The sequence below is a fragment of the Colwellia sp. KU-HH00111 genome (genome assembly GCF_040362745.1).
In the GTDB taxonomy this organism is placed as follows: Bacteria; Pseudomonadota; Gammaproteobacteria; order Enterobacterales; family Alteromonadaceae; genus Colwellia.
Genome location: NZ_BAABWO010000001.1, coordinates 296,706 through 322,318 on the forward strand (window position 1 = coordinate 296,706; position 25,613 = coordinate 322,318).

Genomic DNA, 25,613 nt, shown 5'->3' on the forward strand with positions numbered 1-25,613 from the left:
GCTCTCTGAACTAATCTGCCTAATGCAGGTTTTAATGAGTTCGAGAGTAATGAATATAAAATCATCCACTACTAATATATCTTGCAGCCTAGACACGCAAGTGCCGGCTGAAAACCGTCTTTGTGCCTACCCGTTGTGGACCGCATTAGTGACGCCATTTTTAGAAAATTCAGAGATTGACTTTACCAGTTTAAAACAACTTGCCAAAGCACAAGCTGCTGCCGGTAATGGGTTGTTATTATTGGGTAGTACAGGTGAAGGTTTAGCCTTGACCAGTGAAGAGCAGCTAAGTATCGTTGAGTTTGTTTGTGACCTCCAGCTAGATGTGCCTTTGATGGTTGCAGTTGGTGGTTATAATTTAGTCGCACAAGTAAACTGGATAAAACGTTGTAATGGCTTAGCTATTGACAGTTTTTTACTGGCAACCCCTTTATATGCCAAACCCGGAGTCGTTGGTCAAACTCAATGGTTTAATGCTTTGTTAGATGCGGCTGAATTTCCCTGTATGTTATATAACGTGCCATCTCGCAGCGGTATTGAAATCCCGATTGAAACCTTAAAAACGTTGCAAAATCATCCTAACTGCTGGGCGATGAAAGAAGCCAGTGGAGATTTAAATAAATTTCTTAATTACCGCAAACAATGCCCCAATATTGAGTTGTACAGCGGTGAAGATGCGATGCTGCCTTATTTAGTACCAGCAGGAGCACGAGGATTAGTGTCGGTTTGTGCTAATGCCTGGCCACAAGCAACCCATTGTTACGTGCAGCGATGTTTAGCTGGGCAAACACAGGGCTTGCTTGGGGTATGGCATGATGCGGTGGACGCGTTATTTAGTGCGGCTAATCCCATTCCGGTTAAAGTATTAATGCAGCAGCAAAACACCATTCAATCTTCAATGTTACGCCCACCGTTAACACATTTGGAGGTAACTGATAGCACCTTACTATTAGCGTGCAATGAACAAATAAATCAATGGTTAGCTCAGGCTAATCACACTTCTTTTCATAACACTAATCTTACAAATAGGAATATAGCATGAACTGGCAAGATGTATTAGCACAGTTGGAAACCGGCGCATTACGTGCAGCAAATCAAGACGAAAATGGACATTGGCACGCTAATGTTGAGGTAAAACAAGGCATTTTAGCGGCTTTTAAAGCGGGTAAAAATGTAAGCTTTGACGGCAACTATCAAGGTTTTGTTGATAAAGAAAATCTACCCGCTCGTCAATTTACACCGGAAGATGGTGTACGCTTAGTGCCAGGTGGTTCCTCTGTTCGAGCAGGTGCTTATGTAGCTGAGGGGGTCATTATTATGCCACCGGCTTATATTAATGTGGGTGCGTATGTGGATAGCGGAACTATGGTAGATAGTCACGCCTTAATTGGTTCATGTGCACAAGTTGGCCGTAATGTGCATGTATCAGCAGCAGTGCAAATTGGTGGGGTATTAGAGCCTATTGGTGCAAGTCCGGTAATTATTGAAGACGACGCTTTCTTAAGTGCGGGTGTTGTTGTGGTAGAAGGTATTGTTGTTAAAAAAGGTGCTGTGTTAGCTCCAGGAGTTTCATTGTCTAAATCAGTGCCTGTTTATGATTGTGTGAATCAAGTCATGCGTGAAAAAGGGGCTGAAATTCCTGAACGGGCTGTGGTTGTTCCGGGCACTCGTCCTATAAAGGGTGCATGGGCACAAGCTCAAGGTTTAAACATGGCCTGTGCCTTGATTGTTAAATATCGCGATGAGCAAAGTGATGCGTCACTTGAGTTAGAATCAATCTTAAGATAAGCACCTTGCTACCTTTAAATGAATAGAAGTAAATTATGACCACTAAACCCACTTGGTTTGATACCAGTATCGAAACTACCTTGCTTGCTCATGAGTCGCCCAACGATGAGCAAGGGTATTTTGTTTATCAATTGGATGCGTTAAAAAAGCACCTTAAACAACTACAACAGCAAGATGTCATTAAACTCTGGTTTGCTGTGAAAGCTAATCCCTTGTCTAAAATTATTCAAACGCTTGACAGTGAAGGATTTAATTTTGATGTTGCTAGCTCAGGTGAATTACACCAAGTATTAGCACAGGGGATCAGTCCAGCACGGGTATTAAATACCGGCCCAGCCAAATCAAAAAAACAACTAGAAGCCTTTATAGCAAAGGGAGTTCGTACTTTTGTAGTAGAAAGCATCAATCAACTCATTTGGTTGAATGAGGTGGTGTGTGAGCAAGTCATTAAAGATACACCCACAGTACTGCTTAGGGTGCAATTGCAATGGCCTGAAGGTGAAAAAAACCCCTTAGGAGGAAATAGTTTAACGCCATTTGGACTATCAACCCAAGAATGGCAAAGCATTCGGGTTAGTGATTATCCAGCCCTAGATATTTGTGGTTTACATATTTTTCAATGGGGCAATATGCTCAGTAATGAAAAAATGTACTCACTTTGGGGGCAAATGGTGATGCCATTAACCAAGCTGGCAGATGATATCGGTATGGAGTTAAAAATCCTCGACTTAGGCGGCGGTTTGGGTATCGACTACCTTGGTGATGGCAACACCTTGTCGTGGCAACAAATTATAACGGACTTAGCTGATATTAAGGCACAAGCCGGCGTAAATGAGCTTTGGTTAGAGCTTGGCCGTTTTGCTGTGGCAGAGTGTGGTTATTATGTTGTCCCTGTCATTGATAGAAAAATTAATTATCAGCAAGCGCAATTAGTATTGGCCGCGGGTATCAATCATATTATTCGCCCGGCGATAACAGACCAACCTTTTCCTGTGACCTTGCTGAGACAATCGAATGCCGCCGAGCAAGCATTCGATATTCATGGACCTTTGTGTACTAGTATGGATAAATTAGGGCAGTTACCTTTACCTCAAGATATTGACGTGGGTGATCAAGTCGTATTTGGCTACTGTGGTGCCTATGGCTTTACTGAAAGTATGCCATTCTTTTTATGTCATCAGTTGGCTGCGGAATATGTTATTGATAATGGCAAATTAGTTGAAGTAAGAGCGGCTCAACCTGCTAGCACTTATCTCGCTTAAGCGCGTCTAGATTACAACACTGGAGAATTTATGAATACCTTTAAGCACAGTGCATCTAAAAATACATCCTTTAATAGCAACACATTTAACAAACGTGTTATGCATGTGGGTGAAATGGCCAGTGGTGCAAAGCTAACTGTGCCGGTGTACTCGTTTGAGTGTCAGCAAACTGATGCACAACCAAAAGCCCCAAATGTCTACATACAAGCGAATATGCACGGCGCAGAAGTTCAAGGTAATGCCGTTATTTTTCAATTGCTTGAATTGTTGAAGGATTGTGATATTCAAGGGAATATCACCTTGGTTCCCTATGCTAACCCGGTAGCGTGTAATCATAAAAACGGTGAATATACGTTAGGGCGTTTTGATCCCATCACTGGGGTGAACTGGAACCGAATGTATCACTTTGATGAAACCGTTATTGCACCGTTTGCTGAGCAAAATATTGATGCGACCGAGGATGAAATACAGCTGAAGTTTCAACAGTTATTATTAGCGCAAATTGAACAAAAACTCGATCATAATATATGGGGGTTAACCACAGGCCAGCGCATTGCCTACCAACTTCAGCATATGGCGCATCAAGCTGACCTAGTACTTGATCTTCATACCGGCCCTATTTCTAGCAAGCACTTATATTGCCCAGAGTATGCTAAAGCCAGTGCTAGCTATTTTGATATTCCTCATACTATTTTAATACCTAATGAGTTTGATGGCGCCATGGATGAGTCAACTTTTTGTCCTTGGTGGCATTTACAACAAGCCTTTCAAGCGCAGGGACGAAATTTTGTTATGGGGGAAGGGGTTTTTACCAAAGAAAGTTTTACCGTGGAGCTGGGCTCACAAGAGCAAATTGATTTAGCGGTTGCTCACCACGATGCTTTAGGGATTTTAAGTTATTTACAACACAAAGGGGTTGTAACACCACAAAAAGGCCAAGCATTTTTACCACAAAAAATGATCCGTTATGCCTGTTACCTTAAGAATTATCGTGCTTTATATGCCCCCATGGGCGGCATGGTTGATTATTTGGCTGAATTTGGCAAACCCTTGCCAGTAGGGGAGCCATTAGCACGTATTTTACGAATGGATAATTACTGTGCTAGTGAACACAATGATCAGCATGAAGTAGGCGACCCTCTGCACCTTATTAGTTTAGACAGGCAAGTGCTGCCAATACTGCATTTTGCTTCTGCGAGTGTTAACCAAGGAACTGAACTATATAAGGTATTCACCGATTATTTTGAGTTATAGTCAATAGAATATCCCTTGAAGAAGATATTGTAATGTTATATTATCACAATCATTATGACATTATCTGCTCCTATAGGCTTTTTTACTCTTCATAAAAAAGTTGCAACTCCAATTACCACCATGAACGCGCGAGCACTCATGGTTTTTTTGCTGCTATTTTTCGCCTCAACGCTTGTTCACGCTGATCATTTAATTGAGCAAGGCACAAATGTTGAACAGATAGAATGCTATTTATGTCATCAAGGGTTAGATACCCCACCTGAATTACCACAAATTCAATTGTTTGCAGTAACTAGTCATTTTATTAGTCTTCAAACAGTTACCTCTGTCGAGGTTAAGAGCAGAGACTATGTTCAGCCACAATTAAGAGCGCCTCCTTTGCTTCCATAAGTTGTTATCTCAATTAGATGCAGAGCACGGTTAAGTTTGTAAACTTAAACGTGCTGCTGACAAACAAAATTATATTTTATTGGAAACATACATGTATATTCATTCTTTTTTATCAAAGAAGCTTTCGGCTACTTTGACATTAAGCGCGCTTGTCACGGCACTTAGTTATAGCTCGGTAGCGTTAGCACAAACAATATCGGGAAAAGTTGTTGATCAAAAAGGACAACCCGTTCATTCTGCAGTCGTTAATATTAATGGCACAGATCAAATTTTTACCACTAACGAAGCAGGAAATTTCACCCTTTCAGGCTTACGAGCAGGTAGTATAGAATTGCATACTACGGCTAAAAACTACGCACACAATAATCAATACATTACCCTTGGTCAAACGGATATCTCTAATGTCACTATTAGGCTATCACCTTCAGTATTAGAGGTGTTAGATGTATACGCGACACCGTTACATACTTCAACTATTGAGTCAGCTCTGCCCGTTAACGTACTGTCAGGTGACGATTTAAAACTTAAACAAGCTTCTACTTTAGGGGAAACCTTAAAAAATGAAGTGGGAGTGCATTCTAATTTTTATGGTTCAGTTACCAGTAGCCCTATCATTCGTGGTTTAGATGGGCCTAGAGTGTTAATCACCCAAAATGGCTTAGACGCTGGCGATGCGTCACGTGTAGGTGCTGATCATGCGGTATCAGCAGAAACAAGTACCGCAACACAAATTGAAGTATTACGAGGCCCAGCCACTTTATTCTATGGTAGTGGCGCAATTGGTGGGGTAGTGAACGTGGTTGATAACCGTGTACCTACTTCAAGTGATACTATAGCGGAATGGTTGTTACAGTATAACGATGTTTCTGAAGAGAAGCAGGGTTCTTTTTCTATGCAAACAGGCAATGAAAACGTTGCGGTGCATTTAGATGGCTTTTGGCGAGATGCAGGTGATTATCGTTTACCAAGTGATTTCGATGCCCATGCTCATGAAGAAGAGGAACATGAAGAAGGCGAAGAGCATGAGGAAGATCATGAAGAAACACCGAGCCATTTAGCCAATTCTGCATCAAAGTCGAATGGTTTCACCTTGGGTTCTAGTTACTTATTTGATCAAGGATTTATCGGTTTCTCATATGGCAAAATGAGCCGTGATTATGGTATTCCTGGGCACAGCCATGATGATGAAGAAGAGCATGATGAAGCCGGCCATGAAGATGAGCATGAAGAAGAGCACGAAGAGGGAACTCAAGCTGAAATGAGACAAGATAGAATTCAGCTGCTAAGTGAAGTGAATTTTGATCATGCGTTTATTAATCAGCTAGCTGCTAAAGTCGCTTATACCGATTATCAACATCAAGAAATTGAAAATGGCGCTGTTGGCACCACATTTACAAATGAAAGTACTGAAATTAAAACAGACTTATACCACCAAGAAGTGAATGGATGGCAAGGCGCTTGGACGCTCCATTATAAACATTCAGATTTTGAGGCGATAGGAGACGAAGCCTTTTCACCTCCTTCTACAACAGAAAGTTTTGCTTTTGCGTGGTTAGAAGAAAAACATTTTGATAGTGTTTTACTGCAACTGGGTGCGAGGGTAGAGCGAGTTAGCATTACTGAAAAAGGTGATGGAATGGATCTGTCGGCTTTTGAACATGACGAAGGCCATGAGAGCGAACACGAAGCAGAGCATGATGAACACGAAGAAGCGGTTTCTTTTGGTAAGCAAAATTTCACCCCAGTAAGTGCTTCTGCAGGTTTGGTTTGGAATTATCAAACAGGCTATAACTTAGGTATTTCAGTAGCTGCATCGCAACGAGCCCCTTCCGCAGCAGAGCTATTTTCATTTGGTCCACATATTGGTACCAACACCTTTGAAGTGGGGGCACTCTACTCACTTGAACAAGAAGGTGATGAAGTGCATGTAGAATCATCTTGGCAAAAGCCTGAAATCGAAACATCTTACAGTTTAGATTTAACATGGCGTAAGTTTGAAGGTGACTTTGGTTTTGTCATCAGTGCATTTTATAATCATGTTGAAGATTATTATTATCAGCAAGATACTGGCTTGATTTATGAAACTGAACATGATCATGATGCGGAAGATGAGACAGCTATAGAAGAAGAAGGCTTACCCATTTTAGTGTATCAACAAGACAATGTTGACATGTATGGGCTTGAAGCTGAAGTTGTCTACCAAATATCTGCGCCTTTTAAAGTTAGTATCTTCGGGGATTATATTAACGCACAATTGTCTGATGGCGGATATTTACCCAGAACCCCACCAATGCGTATTGGTAGTGTTTTGCAATATCAAGGCAGTAATTACGATGGTGAGTTCAGTGTAAATCACTATTTTGAGCAAGATAATATTGCCTCGTTAGAAACCAAAACCAATAGCTACACTTTACTAGACGTAAACATGAATTATTATATTGATGGTTTTGGTAATGACTTAGTGGTTTATGCTAAGGGTAATAATTTAACCGATGAAGTGGCAAAAGTGCATTCCTCATTCTTAAAAGATGTTTCGCCATTGCCAGGACGTAATTTTAGTATTGGTATACGCGGCAGTTTTTAAATTTGATGTGTTATTCTAACTAGCAAAATGGGCGGATCAATTTGCTCCGCCCATTTATCATCCACAATAGTGACTAATTATACAGCCCATAAATGCACGGTAACTCGGTTAGAAATAGCACTTGTTTTGTTGATGAATAATACTAAAAATGAAGTATTCTATAGGTCAATGATTACAAGGAGTTTTAATGATAAACGTCTATCTTTTTGACTGGGGTGATACCTTGATGGTCGACTTCCCTGATGCTAAAGGAAAAATGTGTGAATGGGAAACAGTGCAAGCAGTAGCTGGCGCTAAAGAAGCGTTAGCAGCGTTGTCTGAAAGTGCTAAAATATATATCGCTACTGGCGCAGCAGATTCAACAGAGTTGGAAATTAAAAAAGCATTTGTTCGTGTCGGTTTAAATCAATTCATCTCAGGTTATTTTTGTAAAGCGAATATAGGCTTATCAAAAGGTACGCCTGATTTTCTTAATACTATTTTAGCTAACTTGAAAATAGCACCTGCTAATGTGGCCATGGTGGGGGATAATTTCGATAAAGATATAAAGCCTGCAATTGCTGCTGGTATTCAACCAATCTGGGTTACAAAAAATAATACTGTGCCATTGCCTGATAATGTTAAAGTAATAAAACACTTGAGCGAATTGTACTAATTAATACGCTTTTCATTATAAAAGAACAGGTAAGATGCAACACTCAGCCTTATTAGAAAAATACCTACCCTCCATTCACGTCTTAAAAGTAGATGAGCAAACGCCTGTTCTAGATCTTGCCTGTGGTAACGGGCGAAATGGCTTATATTTGATTGAAAATGGTATTAACGTTACTTTTGCTGATGTTAATAGCGAGCCACTAAAAAATATTGAACAATCATTAAATCAGCTGGACGCAGTTCAGCAACAATTAGCAAAGTGTTGGAACATTGATTTTGAACAATCTAATACAGAGCCACTAAAAGGAAAATGCTTCAGTGCAATTATGGTGTTTCGTTATCTACATCGGCCATTGTTTGAACAAATTAAAGCATCTATTAAGCCGGGCGGAATCATTATCTATGAAACCTTCACTGAACAACAAGCGCAATTTGGGCGACCTAAAAACCCAAACTTTCTTCTTAAGTCTGGAGAGTTGGTCGATATTTTCTCTGATTGGATCATAGAGCACCATTTTGAAGGGGTTGTAAATACTTCAGAACATATCGGTACACAGCAAGCTATTGCACAAATTATCGCGATAAAACCCAACTGTTAGGATCATTGCAACAGGATCATAATGATGACCTAGCGCAATGATCAGTAAACTAGAACCATAGAAAATTTGCCTGTTTAATAATCTACTTATACTATGAGTGTAGCTTTTAATCTCGGTAATTGCTTAGAGAGGACACTATGGGACGTGAGATAACAGAGCAGGACTTTACAGCCGATGCTTATGATGAATTTAATCATCGTATTCATGATCAGCTTGATCAATTAAACAAGGTTATGACCCAACCTGACTTTGACACGGGTGAATTATACATTGGTGCAGAGTTAGAAATATACCTGATGGATGCACAACAACAAGTGAGTCCAGTGAACTTAGAGTTACTGAGCTTGCTTGACGATAACCAATTTCAAGCAGAGCTAAACAAGTATAATATAGAGTTAAACTTGCAAGCAGTAAAAGCCAAAGGCAAGCCTTTTAGCAAGTTAACTCAAGAAATCATCACTAAGTTTGTGCATTTAAACACCGAAGCCGCCAAGCTTGGCGCTCGACCTGTGGCAATTGGCATATTACCAACATTGCAAGAACAACATTTATCTAATGACTATATGACCAATTTAGGTCGCTATAAATTACTTGCAAGAGAGCTAAGTAAGTTACGCGGTGCGCCTTTTCACATTAAAATAGATGGCGATGAACCAATAAACTTTCATACCTCACAAGTGTGTGCTGAGGGGGCAAATACCTCGTTTCAAGTACATTTAATGACGGCTAAAGATAAATTTGCTGATATTTTCAATGCCGCACAATTAACCTTGCCGATGTCGCTGGCAATTGCTGCCAATTCAGGTGTTTTTTTAGGAAATTGCGCTTGGGATGAAACCCGAATCGCATTATTTAAGCAATCTACCGATAATCGCATACCTGACAATAATAATTGGCGTGAGCCTGCACGAGTCACTTTTGGACATGGCTGGGTTAGAAAAGGTGCATGGGAGCTGTTTTCAGAGACGGTAAATTTATACCAACCTATTATGCCTGAGCTGTTTGAAGCAAAAACACTTAAACCCGGTGAAAACCCAGAGCTAGCCGAATTAGACTTTCATATGGGAACAACTTGGCCGTGGAACCGACCAATATATTCTCCTGCAGGCAAAGGCCATATACGTATTGAATTTAGGGCACTGCCTGCGGGGCCTTCCGCTTTAGATATGGCAGCAAATGCTGCTTTTACTATTGGTATGGCGGTTGGTTTAGCTCCTCGCATAGAGCAATACCTGTCTCGCATACCATTCCAATTTGCTCATTATAATTTTTATCGTGCGGCAAAAAACGGCTTAGACGCCACTATTTTGTGGCCGCAAAACTATCAAAATAAACCTGTAGAAGTCCCTATAAGAAGTATTATTGAAGATATGCTGTTAGTCGCTAATGATGGGTTAACTTCGTTAGGTGTCGATAGAGAAGAGCGAGATAAATATTTAACCATAATTAAACAAAGGTTAGCGGCTAATATTACTGGTGGCAGTTGGGCCAAACAAACATTAAAACACTTACGTAACACCTTATCTAATGACAAAGCCTGTGAGAAGATGTTGGCAATGTATTATCAAAATCAGTTATCAGGGCTACCGCTGAGTGAATGGGAGCAATGTTGGCGATGAACGCTTTTGTTAATCAGATTCATTACTATAGTGAAGCGGATTTATTGAATATACCAGATACACCGCTAGCATTTCTGCGTCAACTCAGAGGGCTATGTGTTTTTGACATTCAAGGTCATCACACCAGTCAAACCCGAGTTATGACCACTTTAATTCATGGTAATGAACCTTCAGGGTTTATTGCCTTGCATCGCTGGTTGAAAAAACGGCGTAAGCCTGAAGTTAATATTCGTGTCATTGTTTGTAATACCGAAGCAGCACAGCTATTACCTGAATTTTCTCATCGTTATTTAAATGAAGGGCAAGACTTAAATCGTTTCTTCACCAGCGCTACAGATATTAGCAATAAAAGCACACCCAAAGCCCTAGTCAAAACGGTTGGGGAAAACGCTACAACGGAAATAGGTTTTTTAGAAAATACTGATATTATTCATAGAGCCGAACAAATTAAACACGCGGTCAATGCTGTGGCACCTGAAGCGGTAATTGACTTGCATAATACCTCTGGCTTAAGTCCTGCCTTTGGTGTTGCAATTAATGATAAACCTAAAACCCTTGATTTAATCTCATTATTTACCAATAAGGTCATCTTAACTGGTTTGCGATTTGGCGCTATTATGGAGCAAGATTTTTCAGCACCGATTGTCACAATTGAATGCGGTGGGGCAGAGCAAATACAATCACATCAGTTAGCCTATGCCGGTTTATCAAAATTTGTTTCTCAAGCGAATATTTTTGATCGACGTGCCCGTCAAGTGGATATTCATCAGCACCCTTGCCGAGTTGAGTTGTTACCCCATGTGAGTGTTGCATTTGGTCATAACCATTTACCAACCGCAGATGTAACCCTGCGTGCTGACGCTGAGCAATTAAATAATCAACTGACCCCCGCAGGGGAGTTTATTGGTTGGTATGGCGGTGAAGGGCGTTTGCCGCTGACTGCTAAAAATGAGCAAGGTCAAGAACAAGTTGCCAATATGTTGAGCTTGGAAAATGGTCGTATCTTTACCAAACAGTCACTGCAAATTTTCATGGCAACTACTGATCAAAGTATCGCTACCAATGACTGTCTGTTTTATGCCACTTTTGAAACCGAATAAGCATAACGATGAGTTTCTGAAGCTTTTATTGATCACTTTTTGATATACAGAATATTTATACTTGATATAGATCAAACAAAACTATCCAAGCAATGTATTTGGGAGTAAAATGCGCGCCATATTTTGAAAATGTAGTTGGAAGTTTTTACCATGTCGAACAATATCTCATCAAACAATACCTCACCGAACAATGAAGAATTTAAAGATAGTACAGGCGCAGGCCAAATTTTATTAGCGATAGCTGCGTTGGTAGCCTTACCGCTTTTACCTATGTTAATGGGTTGGTTTAATATACTTCGTTAATTAACACTGAAATCGCTAGGATTTAATATCAATGCCCAATTCACTCAGTGTAATGAATTGGGCATTTTCGTTTATTATAGCTGATACGATATATTGAAATAAGCGGTACGACGAGGCCATGGGTGAGCAATGTAAGCGAGTTCATTGGTGATATTGTCAATACCAATACTTGCTTTTAAATTGTCGTTAATAATATATTGGCTTTTGATACCAAACAGTAAGTAACTGTCTGCTGCGCCATAAACATTATCCACGTTATCGTCATTTTGTAGTCTCGAATGTACGTCGCTGGCATACTGGGCATTGAAGCTGATATTCCAATCTTCGGTCAATGCATAGGTTGACAGTATATTTGCACGCCATTTAGGCATACGCGGGTAGATATTGCCTTGCCACTCTGGGTTTGGCGCATTCTTGACAATGCGTGCGTGGGTATAGGTCATATTAAAACGTAAATCTAGCCCATCGGTTAATAGGTCCGTTTGATTTAAAATAAATTCAGCCCCCTTGGTTTCCGTCTTATCTAATGGCACAAACGTACTCAGACTCGTTCCGTCGTTTATTCCGCCAACAATAGTGGTGCTTTGTGATTCAATGGCATCTTTGATTTGGTCATAAAATAAATTAACACGCACATAGCCCGAAGGTAATTCTCTGTTAATCATTAAGTTTTGATGAAAACCATCTTCAGGTGCTAAGTTAGGGTTAGACTCATTAATACTATTATAGGCTTGGTATTGGCGAAATAGCTCTTCAACAATAGGAAAACGGTACGCTTTAGCTACCGAGTAGCGAATCAGCCAGTTATCGTTAGGGTAGTAACCTAGCGTTAATTTAGGCGATGTTTTGTTGTATTCAACGCTAGGTGCATTGACTAATTCAAGCGCACTAGTGTCACTGTTTATTATGCTGTAATAGCCATCACTACTTTCAAATTGCTCGTAGCGCAAACCTAATGTCATATCCCACTGCTGGTTATCACTCCAGTTTAACTGTGCAAACACTGCATTTAGCGCAGTTTTACCGCCAAAACTACTGCTGTAATTTTGTTTGATGCCACGTAAGTAATCCTCGGTATTGAACACATTAAGGTTAAGTTCATAATTTTCGTGACGTATTCCGGTGATTAAGTTTAATCTCGGTATTGCAATATCTGATACTGTCATCACCAAATCAGAGGTGGTCCAGCCAGAATTGTCATAATCTTTTATTTTACCATTTCCCAAAAAGGCGGGATCATTTGGGTTCAGTGCAGAGGAGCGTGTTTCATCTTTTAGAATATCAAACTGGTTGATATTGGCTTCAAGCGCTACGTTATCATTAAGCTCGGCTTTTACTCGTAAACCAATAGAGAGAGTTTCTCTAAGTAAATGGCTTTCATTTAAACGTGCTGAATTAAATGAGAATAGCGAACCATCGATGACTTCGTTACTTGCACTCCATATTTTATCACCATTGATATCACGAATATGGCTATCTCCGGTATTTTCACTGCTACGGTCTTCATAAGCTACATTGAGTAATGCTTGCCAGTTATTTCCGTCATAACCTAGTTTTACTTTGTAGTTATCGGTTTGGCTGTTAACAATCCCGGTATCGCCATACCAATAAACAGTACGATTACGCGCGTCAGGTCCTAAAGAGCCACCAGTAGCGGTGTTGGCTTCAGTTGTACCTGAGGCTTTAGCACTGCGATAGCTTTGCGGCTGCGCATCGTTATCTAAATGGTTAAACGATAGGTAGTAACTTAAGTTATCAACTTTATCACCAAAGGAAACAAAACCCTTGTAGCCACTAACATCTTCATTAAAATCGTAGGCTTGTGCTTGTTGTATAAAAGTACTGATATCAGCATTAAACTCACGTTCTTGGGGGATCGCCGTTTCAATGTTGATTACGCCGCCCATTGCGTTTCCGCCGTATTGTGCTGAAAATGGGCCGTACAGTACACTCACCTGCGCTATTTCACTGGCAGAAACCATAGTCCAACGGGGAGCGCCTGACCAACGAGTTTGTAAGTTATAATGCAGAGGAACGCCATCGGCAAATACCATAGAGCGAGCCGTTTGAAACATATTAGCGCTGCGGATACCAATCGTACCGTTAGCATCACCAATGAAACGGCGTCGAATCACTAAACTAGGTTCATATTTAACGAGGTCTTCGGTGGTAACGGCATTAATAGCCTGCATATCTGAGGGTAGCAACAAACTTTCTGGGCTAGTATATCCCGGTTCGTTGGCTTTTAGGCTTTTGCCCCAAACATGCATAACTTCTGTTTCATGCTCATCAGAGTTATTTGCTGCGACTGTAATATCAGCATTAGATTCTGTGCTGATTTCGGTGTTAGTGGCCATAGCAGGTAAAGCTAGACCAAAAAGTAATAGGGTACTTGTCAGTGTATATTGATTAAGTGGTTGCATTATAAAGGGAAGTGTAATTGAAAGTGGCGTCACTCTAGCAGAATTAAAAACCGGTAAAAGTGACAAAATGTCGCACTTACTTAAAAATGATAGACAAGGCTCCACTTAAGTTGCGCTTTGTTGAGCAAAATCAAATTTTCCTGATTTATCGAGGATTAATTAAAAACCTAAAACAAGTAAGAGTTCATTGTTTTGTTTGTTTTTTAATCAATAATATCTGATGTTAGGTAGCAACCTTAATACTCAATTATAGCCAAGAGCAGAAGTTAACCTCTGAGTTACTAACGTCAGCTTTATCACCTCAGACCTTTAACAAACGTTTTCTTGTAAACAACGAGCATGATTACTTCAATCTCATTTGCTCACTGATAACCACAAGCATAATGCGCAGTCACAGTAGGTTAGATTTGTTTATACTCAGGATAATATTGGCTGTGATACTTTTTCCTAAGTGACGTGCATAACCAAATTATTTTAATCTTATACCATCTTTTTCAATGATCAACTTGCCATTTTTCAATAAATTGCCAACAGTTGCTTTAAAGGTTTTTTTACTGACACCTAAGCGTTTTTGTATCAACTCTGGTGCGCTTTTATCGTGCAAAGGTAAGAAACCATTGTTTTTTTCTAAATGGGCAATTAAGGTATCTGAAAAGCTATTCACTTTATTTTTACTGCCGCGAGTTAATAGTAGATCTAAGCGACCATCAGCCCTAACTTGTTTAATATAACCGTCAACTTTTTTGCCAATACGCAGTGGTTGAAAAATTTCATTATCGTATAATAATCCCCAGTGCAAATCGTTGACTATCGCTTTGAAGCCGAGATCGGTTTTGCCGCCAATAATTAATTTAACTTTGTCACCTTGTTGGTATTCGGCCGGCCAAATATCAATAAACTTATCTAACTTGCTTGAAGCAGCAATACGATCAGTATGTTGGTCGAGAAATATTCGCACGAGGTAATACTTGCCAACTTCCATGGTGCTATGTTGTTGGTTGTAAGGCACCAGCAAATCTTTGGGTAAGCCCCAGTCTAAAAAAGCACCCATTTTATTGACTTGCACAACTTTTAAGGAAACAAACTCGCCCACTTGGCCTAAAGGAGTTTCTGTGGTGGCCACTAGTCTGTCAGCAGAGTCTGAGTAAATAAAAACCTGAACACTCATTCCCACCTTACAATCAGCAGTGACAAAGCGTTTAGGTAGTAAAATTTCACCTAAATCACCGCCATCAAGATAGACACCGTTATCGGTTTCTGCAATCACATTGAGGGTATTGTATTTACCAATTTCAGCATGAGAAAGATGAGATGATTGTTCGCTTGAATTTGTCATTGAAAGGCCATTTTATCAGGGGGATTGATTCAGGTGCTAGTTTAACCGATTATGCAAAGCTTCACTATCTATTTTCAATCGCTTGCGCTTGCATAAAACTGTTGTGCTGAAATTTTAGTGGCTATGTATTCGTTATGTCTTAAATGCAATAAATCAGCAATTTTACGAATAATATGCTCTTCAATATTTGCCAACTCGCCATCGGCGTATGCAACCTGCCATAACAGGCTGACAATTTCTATTCGCTGATCTAGTGATAATTGTTGGTTAAGTTTAGAGGTAAATTGATAAAAGTCGCTGGCGTTCTCGCTTAATTCAAAGGCTTGTTCTAGGACGGTTTCTACTTCTATGCTCGACAACGTAAAGTGTTTAACTAAAATGGCACTTAGTTCTTCTTGCTCTTGTTCCGTAAAAATATTGTCTGCGCGCATCACTTCACATAGTAATACCGCGCAGGCTATTTCAACCGAAATAGTGCATGGTGTATCACTCTGGTTTACAGCAAGCAAATCATTAAAAAATGTAGTTATTTTATTGAGCATGGCATGTTCCAAAAAAATGGTGAATTTGTTTATTATAATTTCAAAAACTATAAAAACTGGTGAAATAAACCAATAAAAGGTTTTGGTATTCAGTGTATGACAATTAACAGAAAAAAACAGATAAAAAAAATAATGTGGTAACTGTCTGATTAATATTGGTAAAATTAGTTTTTTAAAGGCGTCTTTATGTTTTTTTGTAATATGGCGCATATTTTGTAATAGACGGTTACAACTTTGTCGTATGTTTTAACCTTTTTTTGGTTATGATTTACTACATATCATCAGCTAATAATGTTTTATGATCTACATTGCAGGCGGTTATTTTTAGCCGGTCAGTTGAAAAAATCATTAGACAGTGACATTAGATAATAAAATTAGATATTTAAAAGGGATAAGAAAGTGGTTCGCAAAAAACAAATTATAATACCTATCGCCATTTTAGCCGTTGGAATTGTTTCACTTATTGGTTTTTCAAGCATGAAAAAACCACCGGCAGAAAAACCTGAAGTGGACAACACCCCAATTGTAGCTATTGAAAACATTGTAGTAGCGCCAATGACACTGAAAGTAAACTCATATGGTGTGGTTAAGCCTAAATATGAAACTACTATGGTGGCTCAGGTAACTGGAGAAATTGTTGAGCTCAGTGATACCTTTGTACGTGGTGGTTTGGTCAAAAAAGATCAGCTTTTAGCCCGTATCGACCCTAACGATTATCATGCGGCTTTAATTGATGCCGAGGCGAATATGGCGTCTGCTCGTGCTTCTCTTGAAAAAGAAGTGGCGCAAGGAAAGGTTGCCGAACGTGAGTGGAAACATATTACCGACACTTCACCTACTGAATTAAGTTTACGTAAACCCCAACTTGCTCAAGAACTAGCTCGGGTAAAGTCAGCGCAAGCTGCTGTTTTACGTGCTAAACGTAATTTACAACGTACTGAAATCAGAGCTCCATATGACGCGATGATTGAAAGACGCAATATCGGTTTAGGGTCTTTTGTTGGGATAGGTAATGAAATTGGTAAACTATTGGGCACTGCAGTTGCAGAAGTTAGGTTACCCATTGCCGATAATGAATTACAGTATTTAATCGATCAAGGTCGTCAAGCAAAAGTTAATCTTACCGGAAGCTTTGCTGGCAAAGACATTCAATGGCAAGCGCAGATCGCCAGAAGTGAAGGGGTTATTGATGATAAAAGCCGTATGAGCTATTTGGTGGCAGAAATTCAAGACCCTTATCATTTAAAAAGTAACAACATACAAAATACTATGCCATTGCGCTTTGGCGCTTATGTGCAGGCAGAAGTTTTAGGTTTGGAAATCGCCAACGCCAGTGTAGTGCCTCGTTATTTAGTCATTAATGATCGCTTAGCTATTTTAGATAATGAGTCAAAACTTCACTACGCCAAGATTGATATTGTGCGCCAACAAGATGGTAATGTCATTGTCTCTAATGGTTTAGTCGATGGTGATCAAATGATTGTCTCAGCATTAGACTACCCAGTAGATGGGATGAAATTAGCCTTAGCGGATGATAAAACTGAAACTCAAGAAACACCAGATAAAAGCTCTGATGGTGAAGATGACACGCAAGTAGCCAACACCGAGACTAAAGGAGAGTAACCATGAGTTCACTTTCTGACAACAAGGCTGGTGAAAAGAACAACACCAAAGCGACAGATTTATTACAGGTAGATAAAACCATTGATACCAATACCGGTATTATCGCGTGGTTTGCCCGTAATGCCATCGCTGCTAATTTATTAATGGTGTTTATCTTATTGGGTGGTTATTTGACCATGCAAACTATTGATAAGCAGATGTTTCCACAGGTAAAAATAAATTGGATTTCTTATGCTGCACCATACCCAGGTGCTGCACCGCAGGAGGTTGAAGAAGGGATCACTATTAAGATTGAAGAAGCGCTTAAAACGGTGCAAGGTCTTAAACGAGTTATTACCTATTCTAATCGAGGTTACTCAAACGGTTGGTTTGAAGTTGAATTAGACTATGATCCCCAAGTGGTGCTTGAGGAAGTTAAATCGGCTATTGACTCGATTTCAAGTTTCCCTGATGGCATGGAGCGTATTAAGGTCGAACGAGAGAAATTTCGTCAAGAGGTAATGTACATAAGCCTGTATGGTGATTTAACTAATGGAGATTTAAAAGAGTTGGGGCGCAAGCTTCATCATGAAATTCAACAGTTATCTAAAGTTAATGTGTCTGATTTCTTTAGTGGCTTAGGTTATGAAATATCGGTAGAAGTTAGTAAAGATAAACTTAGAGAATATGGCTTAAGTTTTAGAGACGTTGCAAACGCGGTACGTAGCTCGTCACGCAATATGTCAGCAGGGCAAATTCGCGCTGAAAATGGCTATATAAACCTTAGGGTAGAAAATCAAGCTTATCGTGGCTACGAATTTGAGCAAATCCCAGTTATCACCTTAAATGACGGTACTAAGGTGTTATTAGGGGATGTAGCAACCATTATTGATGGCTTTGAAGAAGGGCTACAATATTCCAAATTTAATGGTAAAAACTCGGTAACTATTTTTATTGGTGCAGCGGATAATCAAAGTATCACTGATGTTGCTGAGCAAGTTAAAGATTATGTTGCGCAAAAGGCAGAAACATTGCCTAGCGGAGTGAAGTTAGAAACTTGGGTTGATATGACTTACTACTTAGAAGGTCGTCTCAACATGATGGTCGACAACATGAAAAGTGGTGCTATATTGGTTTTTCTAATGTTGGCGCTGTTTTTACGTGTTCGCCTAGCTTTTTGGGTGATGATGGGCTTACCGGTTTGTTTCTTAGGTACCTTACTTATCATGCCGATGGAGTTTGTTGACGTTACTATCAATGTTATTAGCTTATTTGCCTTTATTTTAGTACTGGGTATTGTCGTTGATGATGCTATTGTGATGGGCGAGAGTGCCCATGATGAAATCGAAGCACATGGTCACAGTACCGATAATGTTATTCGTGGTGTTAAACGTGTGGCAATGCCTGCTACCTTTGGTGTATTAACTACTATCGCAGTGTTTGTGCCCTTTTTATTCGGCGAAGGCCCTTCATCAGCCTTTGGTAAAGCCATAGGCTCAGTGGTTGTACTTTGTTTGATTTTCTCTTTGATTGAGTCAAAGCTTATTTTACCTGCGCATTTGGTCAAAATGAAAATTAAAGAATTCAACCCGAAAAACCCATTGGATAGAATTCGTCGTTGGGTTGATACTAAACTGAAAAACTATATCGAGAATACTTACCGACCTGCTCTAGCTGTGTGTTTAGAGTATCGCTATGCGGTATTAATGTTTTTTATTAGTTTAATGCTATTGAGTGCAGGTTTGTATAGCGGTGGTTTTGTTCGATTTATCGGACAACCTAAAATACCTCATGATTTTCCGCGTGTTACAGTAGAAATGAATGTAGATGCATCTGAAAAATCAACCTTAGAAACCTTGCTTAATATAGAAAATATTCTCTATAAGGTTGATGAAGATATTGTTGCACAATATGGCAGCTCAATGATTTCTGATATGCAAGTTGACCTGCGAAGCCGCACTAGAGGTCAGGTAATGGTTAAATTGGTTATTCCTAAAGAGCGCGCCATTAATACCTTTGAACTCGCTGATTTATGGCGCAATGCAATTCCAAATTATCCTGGGGTTAAATCATTAGCGATTGATGATAATTTATTTGGCGGTGGCCGAGATGATGGTGATGTTGCATTCAGGTTAGAGAGTACCGATGATGCACAATTATTGGCTGCTGCTAAAGCACTAAAAGAAAAATTGAATACGCTCAAAGGGGTGGGAGATGTTAATGACTCTCGCCAAACCAGTGCCAAAGAAGTGCAATTATCATTAAAACCGTTAGCACACAGTTTAGGCTTGTCATTAGCCGAAATTGCCTCACAAGTGAGTTACAGCTTTTATGGTTTAGAAGCGCAACGTATTTTACGAGACAGCGAAGAGATTAAGGTAATGGTGCGCTATCCGCTTGAGCAACGAAGCAGTGTTGGTCATGTTGACGATGTAATGATACAGGCTCCTAATGGCGCTGAATTACCTTTGTCTGAGTTAGCCGATATCACATTAGTTGATGGTGTTACTCGTATTCGCCGCGAAGACAGTAACCGTACCATTAATGTTTGGGGCAGTGTTGATGCCGAACAAGTTGAACCATTTGAGGTAGCAAAAGATATACGTGATAATTATATACCTAAATTATTAAGGGAATTTCCGTTAGTTAAAAGTGAAGTTTCAGGGCGTATTCAAGAAGAAATGGACAGTGCAGATAGCCAATTACGAGACTTTGTGATTTCATTAATGGTAATTTTTTCATTGCTTGCTATACCTCTAAAATCATATTCACAAGCTGTGATGATCATGGTGGTTATTCCTTTTGGTATCATTGGGGCGGTATTCGGTCACTTTATTTTAGGCATGGACTTAAGTGCTTTATCTGTGATGGGCATACTCGCCGCATCTGGGGTGGTAGTAAATGACTCCTTGGTAATGGTTGATTATGTTAACCGTGCAAGAAAACGTGGTGAACGTTTAAAAGATGCTGTTATACATGCGGGAACTAAGCGTTTTAGAGCAATTATGTTAACCTCTATCACCACCTTCATTGGCTTAGTACCTATTATCTTTTTTGAAACCAGTGCACAGGCACAAATTGTGATACCTATGGCGGTGTCACTATCGTTTGGTGTATTGTTTGCAACCATAGTGACCTTGGTATTTATCCCAAGTTTATATATGATCATCGAAGACTTGCGTGGCGTTTTTAGCCGTAAAAAGAAAAAAACTTCATCCAAAGCTTCAACCCTTAAAGCACCAGAGTTACCTGCTAACTAGAAGCCTATGAGGGGAGTCATTGAAACTGTAAAACCACTGCATTAGCAGTGGTTTTTTTATAGTATAAGGGCTAACCTTAGGTCATTGATTATTTAATAAAGATGTGAATATGAATAGATTGGCGAAGTTGTTTTTTAGTGGGTTATTGTTATCTGTTTCTTCAGTTGTGCTTTCTCAAACCCCTGAAATTGTGCATCAAAATTTACTGCAATCTATAGGCAATAAAGGAAAGGTAGCTGTTGAGATAGATGGTTTACGATCGCTGTTACTCAGTGATAAACCTGCATTTGTCATGGCCTTGCCTCTGCCTACTGGAGAAATGGTCCATTTTAAATTAACTCCAGACCGTGTGATGGCAGAAGAATTAGCGCTAAAATACCCTAGCATCAGAACATTTAGCGGTGTAGCGCTTAATCAAACCAATAGTACCGGGCGTTTCGATATAACGCCAAACGGTTTTCACGGCATGTTTTACTACAACGGGCAAAGGGTGTTCCTTGAGCCTAAAAGTGAAAATATTGCGACAGAAAACAGCCATAGATTAGCACAGGCAGGCCGCGCTTATATTACCTCCACTAATGAATATAACAGTTATTTTAGTTATGATCGGCCGATAAAAGCTCGTCAAAAGCATCATTATCACCAACCAAAAACAATAGTCAAACAAACACCAAGCTTGTTTGCTAGTGCTAATAAAACCGCAAGTAAATCAACAGAGAGTGCGATGAAAACCTATCGACTTGCAATATCTGCCACCGGTGAATATACACAATTTCATGGGGGTACTGTCGATAGCACTATGGCAGAAATTATTACCTTAGTGAATCGTTTAAATGGCGTGTATCAACGCGATTTGGCGATTAAGCTAGAGTTAGTATCAAATAATGACTTATTAGTTTATACCGATGCTAATACCGACCCATTTAATAATGATGGTGATGACGGCGAACTTAATACTGGCGTTATTAATAGCGTTGTTGGCAGCACAAATTATGACATTGGTCATGTAGTTAATACCGATGGTGGGGGCTTAGCTGTGCTTGGCGCAGTTTGTGATCCTTTTTCTAAAGGTGATGGTCTGACAGGGAGTGCTAATCCTATTAACGATGCCTTTTATATTGACTATGTTGCGCACGAAATAGGTCATCAATTTAATGCGGAACATACCTTTAATGGTACTGCACAATCTTGCTCTGGTCACAGAGTAAATAATGCGGCTTATGAAGTAGGTAGTGGTTCAACCATCATGGCTTATGCTGGAATTTGTGGTGATCAAAATTTACAATCTCATTCTGACGACTTTTTTCATGCTATCTCTATCGATCAAATCAAAGCCTTTACTCAAACAGGTACGGGCAGTACCTGCGGCACAGTAACTGGTGTGTTCAATAATTTACCTACAGTTGATGCTGGCATTGATTATACTATTCCTGCCCATACGCCCTTTGTATTATCAGGCAGTGCCAGTGACACAGACAGTGAAAGTTTGAGTTATAGTTGGCAACAATTTGATTTAGGGACTCCAAGCTCATCGTTAGTAGAACAGGTGGACGATGGGAGCCGGCCACTGTTTCGTGCATTTTTGCCTACTAGCCAAACAGAACGTTATTTGCCAAAACTATCTGATGTATTAAATAATACCATTAGCATAGGTGAATCATTACCGACCACAGATCGTGAATTGAACTTTCGTTTAATGGTGTTTGATTATGATGGCGGAGTTAATTTTGATGACGTTACACTAACGGTTGTTGACACTGGGCAAGCGTTTGCAATGTCAGCGCCAACACTTGATGATGTGTGGAGCACTAATAGCCAGAGCATAAACTGGCAAGTGGCAGCCACTAATACTCAACCTATTAATTGCACTTCAGTCGATGTGTTATTATCGAGAGATAATGGTGAGAATTTTGATATCACTCTAGCGGAAAACGTAGCTAATAATGGGAGCTATACTACTAGCTTAAGTACTTTTTGTGCGAGTGATATTAATACCAGTCAAGCGCGGATAAAACTGGCGTGTAATAATAATATTTTCTTTGCTATTAATGAGGGTAGATTTAGTATTGATAAAGCGTTGAGTGCTGAAGACCTTGCTATTACCAATCAGCAAGCCCTTACAGTTACGCAGGGGGAGAGTATTAATCTCACCAGCTCGCAATTTAATTTTGCCTGTGAAACACCATCAACACTCACCATTGAAAGCGGTGATAACTACACTTTTGTTGATACTAGTATCACCCCAGACAGTGATTTTACGGGTAACTTAGTCGTTAATCTTGTTGCTAGCAAAGCTGGAATTAGCAGTGCGATTTATGGCGTTAATATCACAGTCGAAGAAAAACCTGAACCTGAGCCAGTACCAGGACCAACGCCAGAGCCAACGAAGCCTGAGTCAAGCTCGTCAGGTAGTGTATTTTGGCTATTGTTTATTGGTTTAATATTACCGTGGCGTGTATTACAGTTAACAGCGGCAACAAAACACATAACCCCGTCACTTTTATTGCCAAGAAAAGATTACTAAGGAACAGCTCAAGATGAAATTTATCACCTTAATATTTTGCACATCATTGATGATCTTATCTACGGTTGGTTGCAGCACTAATGCGGCTTCAGAACAGGCGGTGCCCATTGACGAACAAGTAAAAGAGTTACCTGTAGATAAAATTAACGCAGTAGATGTTACCAAGTTAAAGCAAGCATTATTTGCTGCCAAACAAAATAAAGATTACCGGCTGTTGGTGACTTCAGGGCGCAGTATTAGCGTACCTGGTGTGCAATCAGCTGACTATCAAGCCGTACTTGAGCTGTGTGGAAAAAACTATAATTCAGCGGTGGGAGATGTAATTAAGTCACCACAGCAAAGGCTTGAGCGAAAAAAGCAAATTGAATTTATGCGTCAATATAATGAGAAAATGGTGGTTATTTGTCAAAAAGCGTTACAAAGTCATTAGTTTTGATAAATTCGCCATTGCAGAGCTAATGGCGAATTTAAGACTTAATCTTATGTAAAAAAGCGTAAGTATTGAGCCTAATTATATAAAGGGTTTTACTTAGCTACCACTCTATTGGGTTTATTGATTACTGTAACTTACTTGCAAGAAAACTTCAGCGCCAGGTGGGATATAACCTGGTGCGGTTCTGTATGTTTCATCAGTAATATTATTGGCTTTAACTTGTAACTTCCATTTCTCATTTAACAAGTAATTAGCGCTGATGTTGACAGTACCATAGGATTTTAACGTAGAATTTGAATATGCGTCAAAACGAATGCCGTGGTACTTATAACTAGTACTAAACGTTACTTTTTCCCAAGTATAAACTGCCTCAACATTGGCTTTGTGCCTTGCACGTCGACTTAATTGAGTGCCGGTGTTTTTATCTTCAGTATCAGTGTATGCATAATTTGCTGAAAGACTCAGATCATCTATGCGCTTAGCAAGGTTTAGTTCTACACCTGCTATTGCAGCATCTGCAATATTGGCATATGTGTAGCTGCTATAATCATAATCAAGTAGGTTATCGAAATCTAAATGGAAATATGATAATTCAGTCTCTACGCCCGCAATAGTAGAACGCAGTAATAACTCCCAACTTTCAGATGTTTCCAGCTTAAGCGCTTGATTACCTGACCAACTATCATAAAGCTGATAAAAAGTCGGTGTTTTGAAACCTGTACCATAATTAATACTCGCGAAGACAGATTCACTAATATTATAACCTGCACTAACATTGTAGGTTACTTCAGAGCCAGTATCTTCTACGTCGTTATAGCGCACCGATAACTCGGTTAGTAAGTCAGCTTCTTCATAGAAAGCACTCAAGAATATACTTGAAGAGTCACGAGATTGGCCATCAAACGAACCATTACCATCGTACTTATCTTGGTAGAGTTGTCCGCCAAAATTATAGCTTAAATTATTCTCTGCGTTATAAGTACTATCATAGTTCACTTGGTTGCGAGTGGTTTGATTATTCGCAGGATAATCACCCAATCGTTGTTGCTTTTCTTGGTATTGCGCAAGGGATAAATTATGTGACCATTGTGCTTGGTTATAGCTTAAACCTGTTGATAATAAATGTTTTTTATATTTTTGCTTTGGTGCTAAAACGGTATAACTGCTATTGCCATCGTAATCATAGCTACCGTCATCGTAACGACCAACCCAATTTAGCGTCAAGGCTTCATTCAATGCTTGTTGGCCTTTAAGAGAAATATTGGTTTTTTCATATTCATCTTTGTCATCATCAACTGAGTAAGCATTGTCTGTTACGTCATAGCCGTTACTTTTCTCACGACTAACACTCAAGGTTGAAGCACCTTCGCCATGACTAATTCCTGCGGCGACCCCGGCAAACTGATAATTATTTGAGCCATACTCTAGTGCTGCATTGAATTCACCACTTGCTAATTTTCGTGTGAAAATTTGTATCACAGCACCTACTGCATCTGAGCCGTACATTGCAGCTCTAGGGCCTTTAACTATCTCAATTCGTTCGATTTGATAAGTTGGTATATCATTAACAGAAGCGCCGCCTGAACCTGTTACGGTATCAATACGTACCCCGTCAACAAGAAATAAAGTATGGGTTGAATTTGTGCCGCGAACAAAAGCAGAAGTTACTTGTGCAGGGCCACCATTTGCTGCAATATCAATACCCGCAGTGGTTTGTAAAAGTTCAGCAACTGATTTGGGTTGTATGCGATCAATATCCACTCGGTTAATGATTGACACGGTAGACATAATTTCATCGATTGACTGATTATATGGGTTACTAGTAACCAGTATCGTTTCGGTGTCTTGTGCACGCGTTGGTGACGTGTCAGCGAATACTAACGTTGGTGTTAAAGTACTAGCAATAGATAACGCTATAAGTGTTTTTTTCATGTTTGTTT

The 25,613-nt window shown here is 39.7% G+C and carries 18 protein-coding genes and 1 pseudogene; 15 read left to right on the forward strand and 4 right to left on the reverse strand.

All coding sequences use genetic code 11. The annotated features are described in order from the left end of the window. Positions 1–100: 100 nt before the first annotated feature. The 11 genes and pseudogenes from dapA to ABXG98_RS01240 all read left to right on the forward strand — a co-directional run. Positions 101–979: pseudogene (dapA, locus tag ABXG98_RS01190) on the forward strand (4-hydroxy-tetrahydrodipicolinate synthase); the annotation flags it as partial. Between the two features lie 59 nt (positions 980–1,038). After that, complete coding sequence (locus tag ABXG98_RS01195) at positions 1,039–1,788, forward strand: 2,3,4,5-tetrahydropyridine-2,6-dicarboxylate N-succinyltransferase (protein WP_353536852.1); 750 nt, start codon at positions 1,039–1,041, stop codon at positions 1,786–1,788. Positions 1,789–1,823: 35 nt separating this feature from the next. Continuing rightward, positions 1,824–3,050, forward strand: a complete 1,227-nt coding sequence (locus tag ABXG98_RS01200; RefSeq protein WP_353536853.1) for a PLP-dependent decarboxylase — start codon at positions 1,824–1,826, stop codon at positions 3,048–3,050. 99 nt (positions 3,051–3,149) lie between these two features. Further along, positions 3,150–4,304, forward strand: coding sequence for a succinylglutamate desuccinylase/aspartoacylase family protein (locus ABXG98_RS01205; protein WP_502901528.1), 1,155 nt, complete (start codon positions 3,150–3,152; stop codon positions 4,302–4,304). A 54-nt stretch (positions 4,305–4,358) separates the two neighbouring features. Next, entirely contained in the window at positions 4,359–4,694 is a 336-nt protein-coding gene (locus ABXG98_RS01210) for a hypothetical protein (RefSeq protein WP_353536855.1), read from the forward strand. Between the two features lie 91 nt (positions 4,695–4,785). Continuing rightward, positions 4,786–7,278, forward strand: coding sequence for a TonB-dependent receptor (locus ABXG98_RS01215; RefSeq protein WP_353536856.1), 2,493 nt, complete (start codon positions 4,786–4,788; stop codon positions 7,276–7,278). 187 nt (positions 7,279–7,465) lie between these two features. Next, entirely contained in the window at positions 7,466–7,933 is a 468-nt protein-coding gene (locus tag ABXG98_RS01220) for an HAD family hydrolase (RefSeq protein ID WP_353536857.1), read from the forward strand. 34 nt (positions 7,934–7,967) lie between these two features. After that, a complete protein-coding gene (locus tag ABXG98_RS01225) occupies positions 7,968–8,531 on the forward strand; it encodes a class I SAM-dependent methyltransferase (RefSeq protein WP_353536858.1) in 564 nt (187 codons plus the stop codon). Positions 8,532–8,668: 137 nt separating this feature from the next. Continuing rightward, positions 8,669–10,150 carry a glutamate-cysteine ligase family protein gene (locus tag ABXG98_RS01230; protein WP_353536859.1) on the forward strand — a complete coding sequence of 494 codons (1,482 nt, stop codon included), beginning with the start codon at positions 8,669–8,671 and terminating at the stop codon, positions 10,148–10,150. Further along, positions 10,147–11,250 carry a M14 family metallopeptidase gene (locus ABXG98_RS01235; RefSeq protein WP_353536860.1) on the forward strand — a complete coding sequence of 368 codons (1,104 nt, stop codon included), beginning with the start codon at positions 10,147–10,149 and terminating at the stop codon, positions 11,248–11,250. Before ABXG98_RS01230 ends, ABXG98_RS01235 begins: the two co-directional genes overlap by 4 nt. Before the next feature lie 150 nt (positions 11,251–11,400). Then, positions 11,401–11,553, forward strand: a complete 153-nt coding sequence (locus ABXG98_RS01240) for a hypothetical protein (RefSeq protein ID WP_353536861.1) — start codon at positions 11,401–11,403, stop codon at positions 11,551–11,553. 74 nt (positions 11,554–11,627) lie between these two features. Here ABXG98_RS01240 and ABXG98_RS01245 read toward each other — a convergent pair whose 3' ends face one another. From ABXG98_RS01245 to ABXG98_RS01255, 3 genes are all read right to left on the reverse strand, one after another. Continuing rightward, the gene (locus ABXG98_RS01245) at positions 11,628–14,042 is read right to left on the reverse strand and encodes a TonB-dependent receptor (RefSeq protein WP_353536862.1); all 2,415 of its coding nucleotides are present in this window, start codon (positions 14,040–14,042) and stop codon (positions 11,628–11,630) included. A 403-nt stretch (positions 14,043–14,445) separates the two neighbouring features. Further along, on the reverse strand, positions 14,446–15,312 hold the full coding sequence (locus tag ABXG98_RS01250; protein WP_353536863.1) for a CvfB family protein: 867 nt from the start codon (positions 15,310–15,312) through the stop codon (positions 14,446–14,448). 74 nt (positions 15,313–15,386) lie between these two features. Continuing rightward, positions 15,387–15,854, reverse strand: a complete 468-nt coding sequence (locus tag ABXG98_RS01255) for a tellurite resistance TerB family protein (protein WP_353536864.1) — start codon at positions 15,852–15,854, stop codon at positions 15,387–15,389. Between the two features lie 399 nt (positions 15,855–16,253). On the opposite strand from ABXG98_RS01255, the gene ABXG98_RS01260 reads away from it, so the two are divergent. The 4 genes from ABXG98_RS01260 (at position 16,254) to ABXG98_RS01275 (ending at position 23,670) form a co-directional block, all read left to right on the forward strand. Beyond that, a complete protein-coding gene (locus ABXG98_RS01260) occupies positions 16,254–17,477 on the forward strand; it encodes an efflux RND transporter periplasmic adaptor subunit (RefSeq protein WP_353536865.1) in 1,224 nt (407 codons plus the stop codon). A 2-nt stretch (positions 17,478–17,479) separates the two neighbouring features. Then, positions 17,480–20,716 carry an efflux RND transporter permease subunit gene (locus ABXG98_RS01265; protein WP_353536866.1) on the forward strand — a complete coding sequence of 1,079 codons (3,237 nt, stop codon included), beginning with the start codon at positions 17,480–17,482 and terminating at the stop codon, positions 20,714–20,716. Between the two features lie 109 nt (positions 20,717–20,825). Further along, positions 20,826–23,240 carry a reprolysin-like metallopeptidase gene (locus tag ABXG98_RS01270; protein ID WP_353536867.1) on the forward strand — a complete coding sequence of 805 codons (2,415 nt, stop codon included), beginning with the start codon at positions 20,826–20,828 and terminating at the stop codon, positions 23,238–23,240. A 13-nt stretch (positions 23,241–23,253) separates the two neighbouring features. Beyond that, positions 23,254–23,670 carry a hypothetical protein gene (locus tag ABXG98_RS01275; protein ID WP_353536868.1) on the forward strand — a complete coding sequence of 139 codons (417 nt, stop codon included), beginning with the start codon at positions 23,254–23,256 and terminating at the stop codon, positions 23,668–23,670. A gap of 120 nt (positions 23,671–23,790) precedes the next feature. Here the strand turns inward: ABXG98_RS01275 and ABXG98_RS01280 are convergent, their stop codons facing one another. Further along, a complete protein-coding gene (locus tag ABXG98_RS01280) occupies positions 23,791–25,605 on the reverse strand; it encodes a TonB-dependent receptor domain-containing protein (RefSeq protein ID WP_353536869.1) in 1,815 nt (604 codons plus the stop codon). Between the last annotated feature and the right edge of the window lie 8 nt (positions 25,606–25,613).

Bases quoted from the DNA above. Each gene is read 5' to 3' on its own strand.
- ABXG98_RS01195 (WP_353536852.1), top strand. From the start codon at position 1,039: ATGAACTGGCAAGATGTATTAGCACAGTTGGAAACCGGCGCATTACGT.
- ABXG98_RS01200 (WP_353536853.1), top strand. From the start codon at position 1,824: ATGACCACTAAACCCACTTGGTTTGATACCAGTATCGAAACTACCTTG.
- ABXG98_RS01205 (WP_502901528.1), top strand. From the start codon at position 3,150: ATGCATGTGGGTGAAATGGCCAGTGGTGCAAAGCTAACTGTGCCGGTG.
- ABXG98_RS01210 (WP_353536855.1), top strand. From the start codon at position 4,359: ATGACATTATCTGCTCCTATAGGCTTTTTTACTCTTCATAAAAAAGTT.
- ABXG98_RS01215 (WP_353536856.1), top strand. From the start codon at position 4,786: ATGTATATTCATTCTTTTTTATCAAAGAAGCTTTCGGCTACTTTGACA.
- ABXG98_RS01220 (WP_353536857.1), top strand. From the start codon at position 7,466: ATGATAAACGTCTATCTTTTTGACTGGGGTGATACCTTGATGGTCGAC.
- ABXG98_RS01225 (WP_353536858.1), top strand. From the start codon at position 7,968: ATGCAACACTCAGCCTTATTAGAAAAATACCTACCCTCCATTCACGTC.
- ABXG98_RS01230 (WP_353536859.1), top strand. From the start codon at position 8,669: ATGGGACGTGAGATAACAGAGCAGGACTTTACAGCCGATGCTTATGAT.
- ABXG98_RS01235 (WP_353536860.1), top strand. From the start codon at position 10,147: ATGAACGCTTTTGTTAATCAGATTCATTACTATAGTGAAGCGGATTTA.
- ABXG98_RS01240 (WP_353536861.1), top strand. From the start codon at position 11,401: ATGTCGAACAATATCTCATCAAACAATACCTCACCGAACAATGAAGAA.
- ABXG98_RS01250 (WP_353536863.1), bottom strand. From the start codon at position 15,312: ATGACAAATTCAAGCGAACAATCATCTCATCTTTCTCATGCTGAAATT.
- ABXG98_RS01255 (WP_353536864.1), bottom strand. From the start codon at position 15,854: ATGCTCAATAAAATAACTACATTTTTTAATGATTTGCTTGCTGTAAAC.
- ABXG98_RS01265 (WP_353536866.1), top strand. From the start codon at position 17,480: ATGAGTTCACTTTCTGACAACAAGGCTGGTGAAAAGAACAACACCAAA.
- ABXG98_RS01270 (WP_353536867.1), top strand. From the start codon at position 20,826: ATGAATAGATTGGCGAAGTTGTTTTTTAGTGGGTTATTGTTATCTGTT.
- ABXG98_RS01275 (WP_353536868.1), top strand. From the start codon at position 23,254: ATGAAATTTATCACCTTAATATTTTGCACATCATTGATGATCTTATCT.
- ABXG98_RS01280 (WP_353536869.1), bottom strand. From the start codon at position 25,605: ATGAAAAAAACACTTATAGCGTTATCTATTGCTAGTACTTTAACACCA.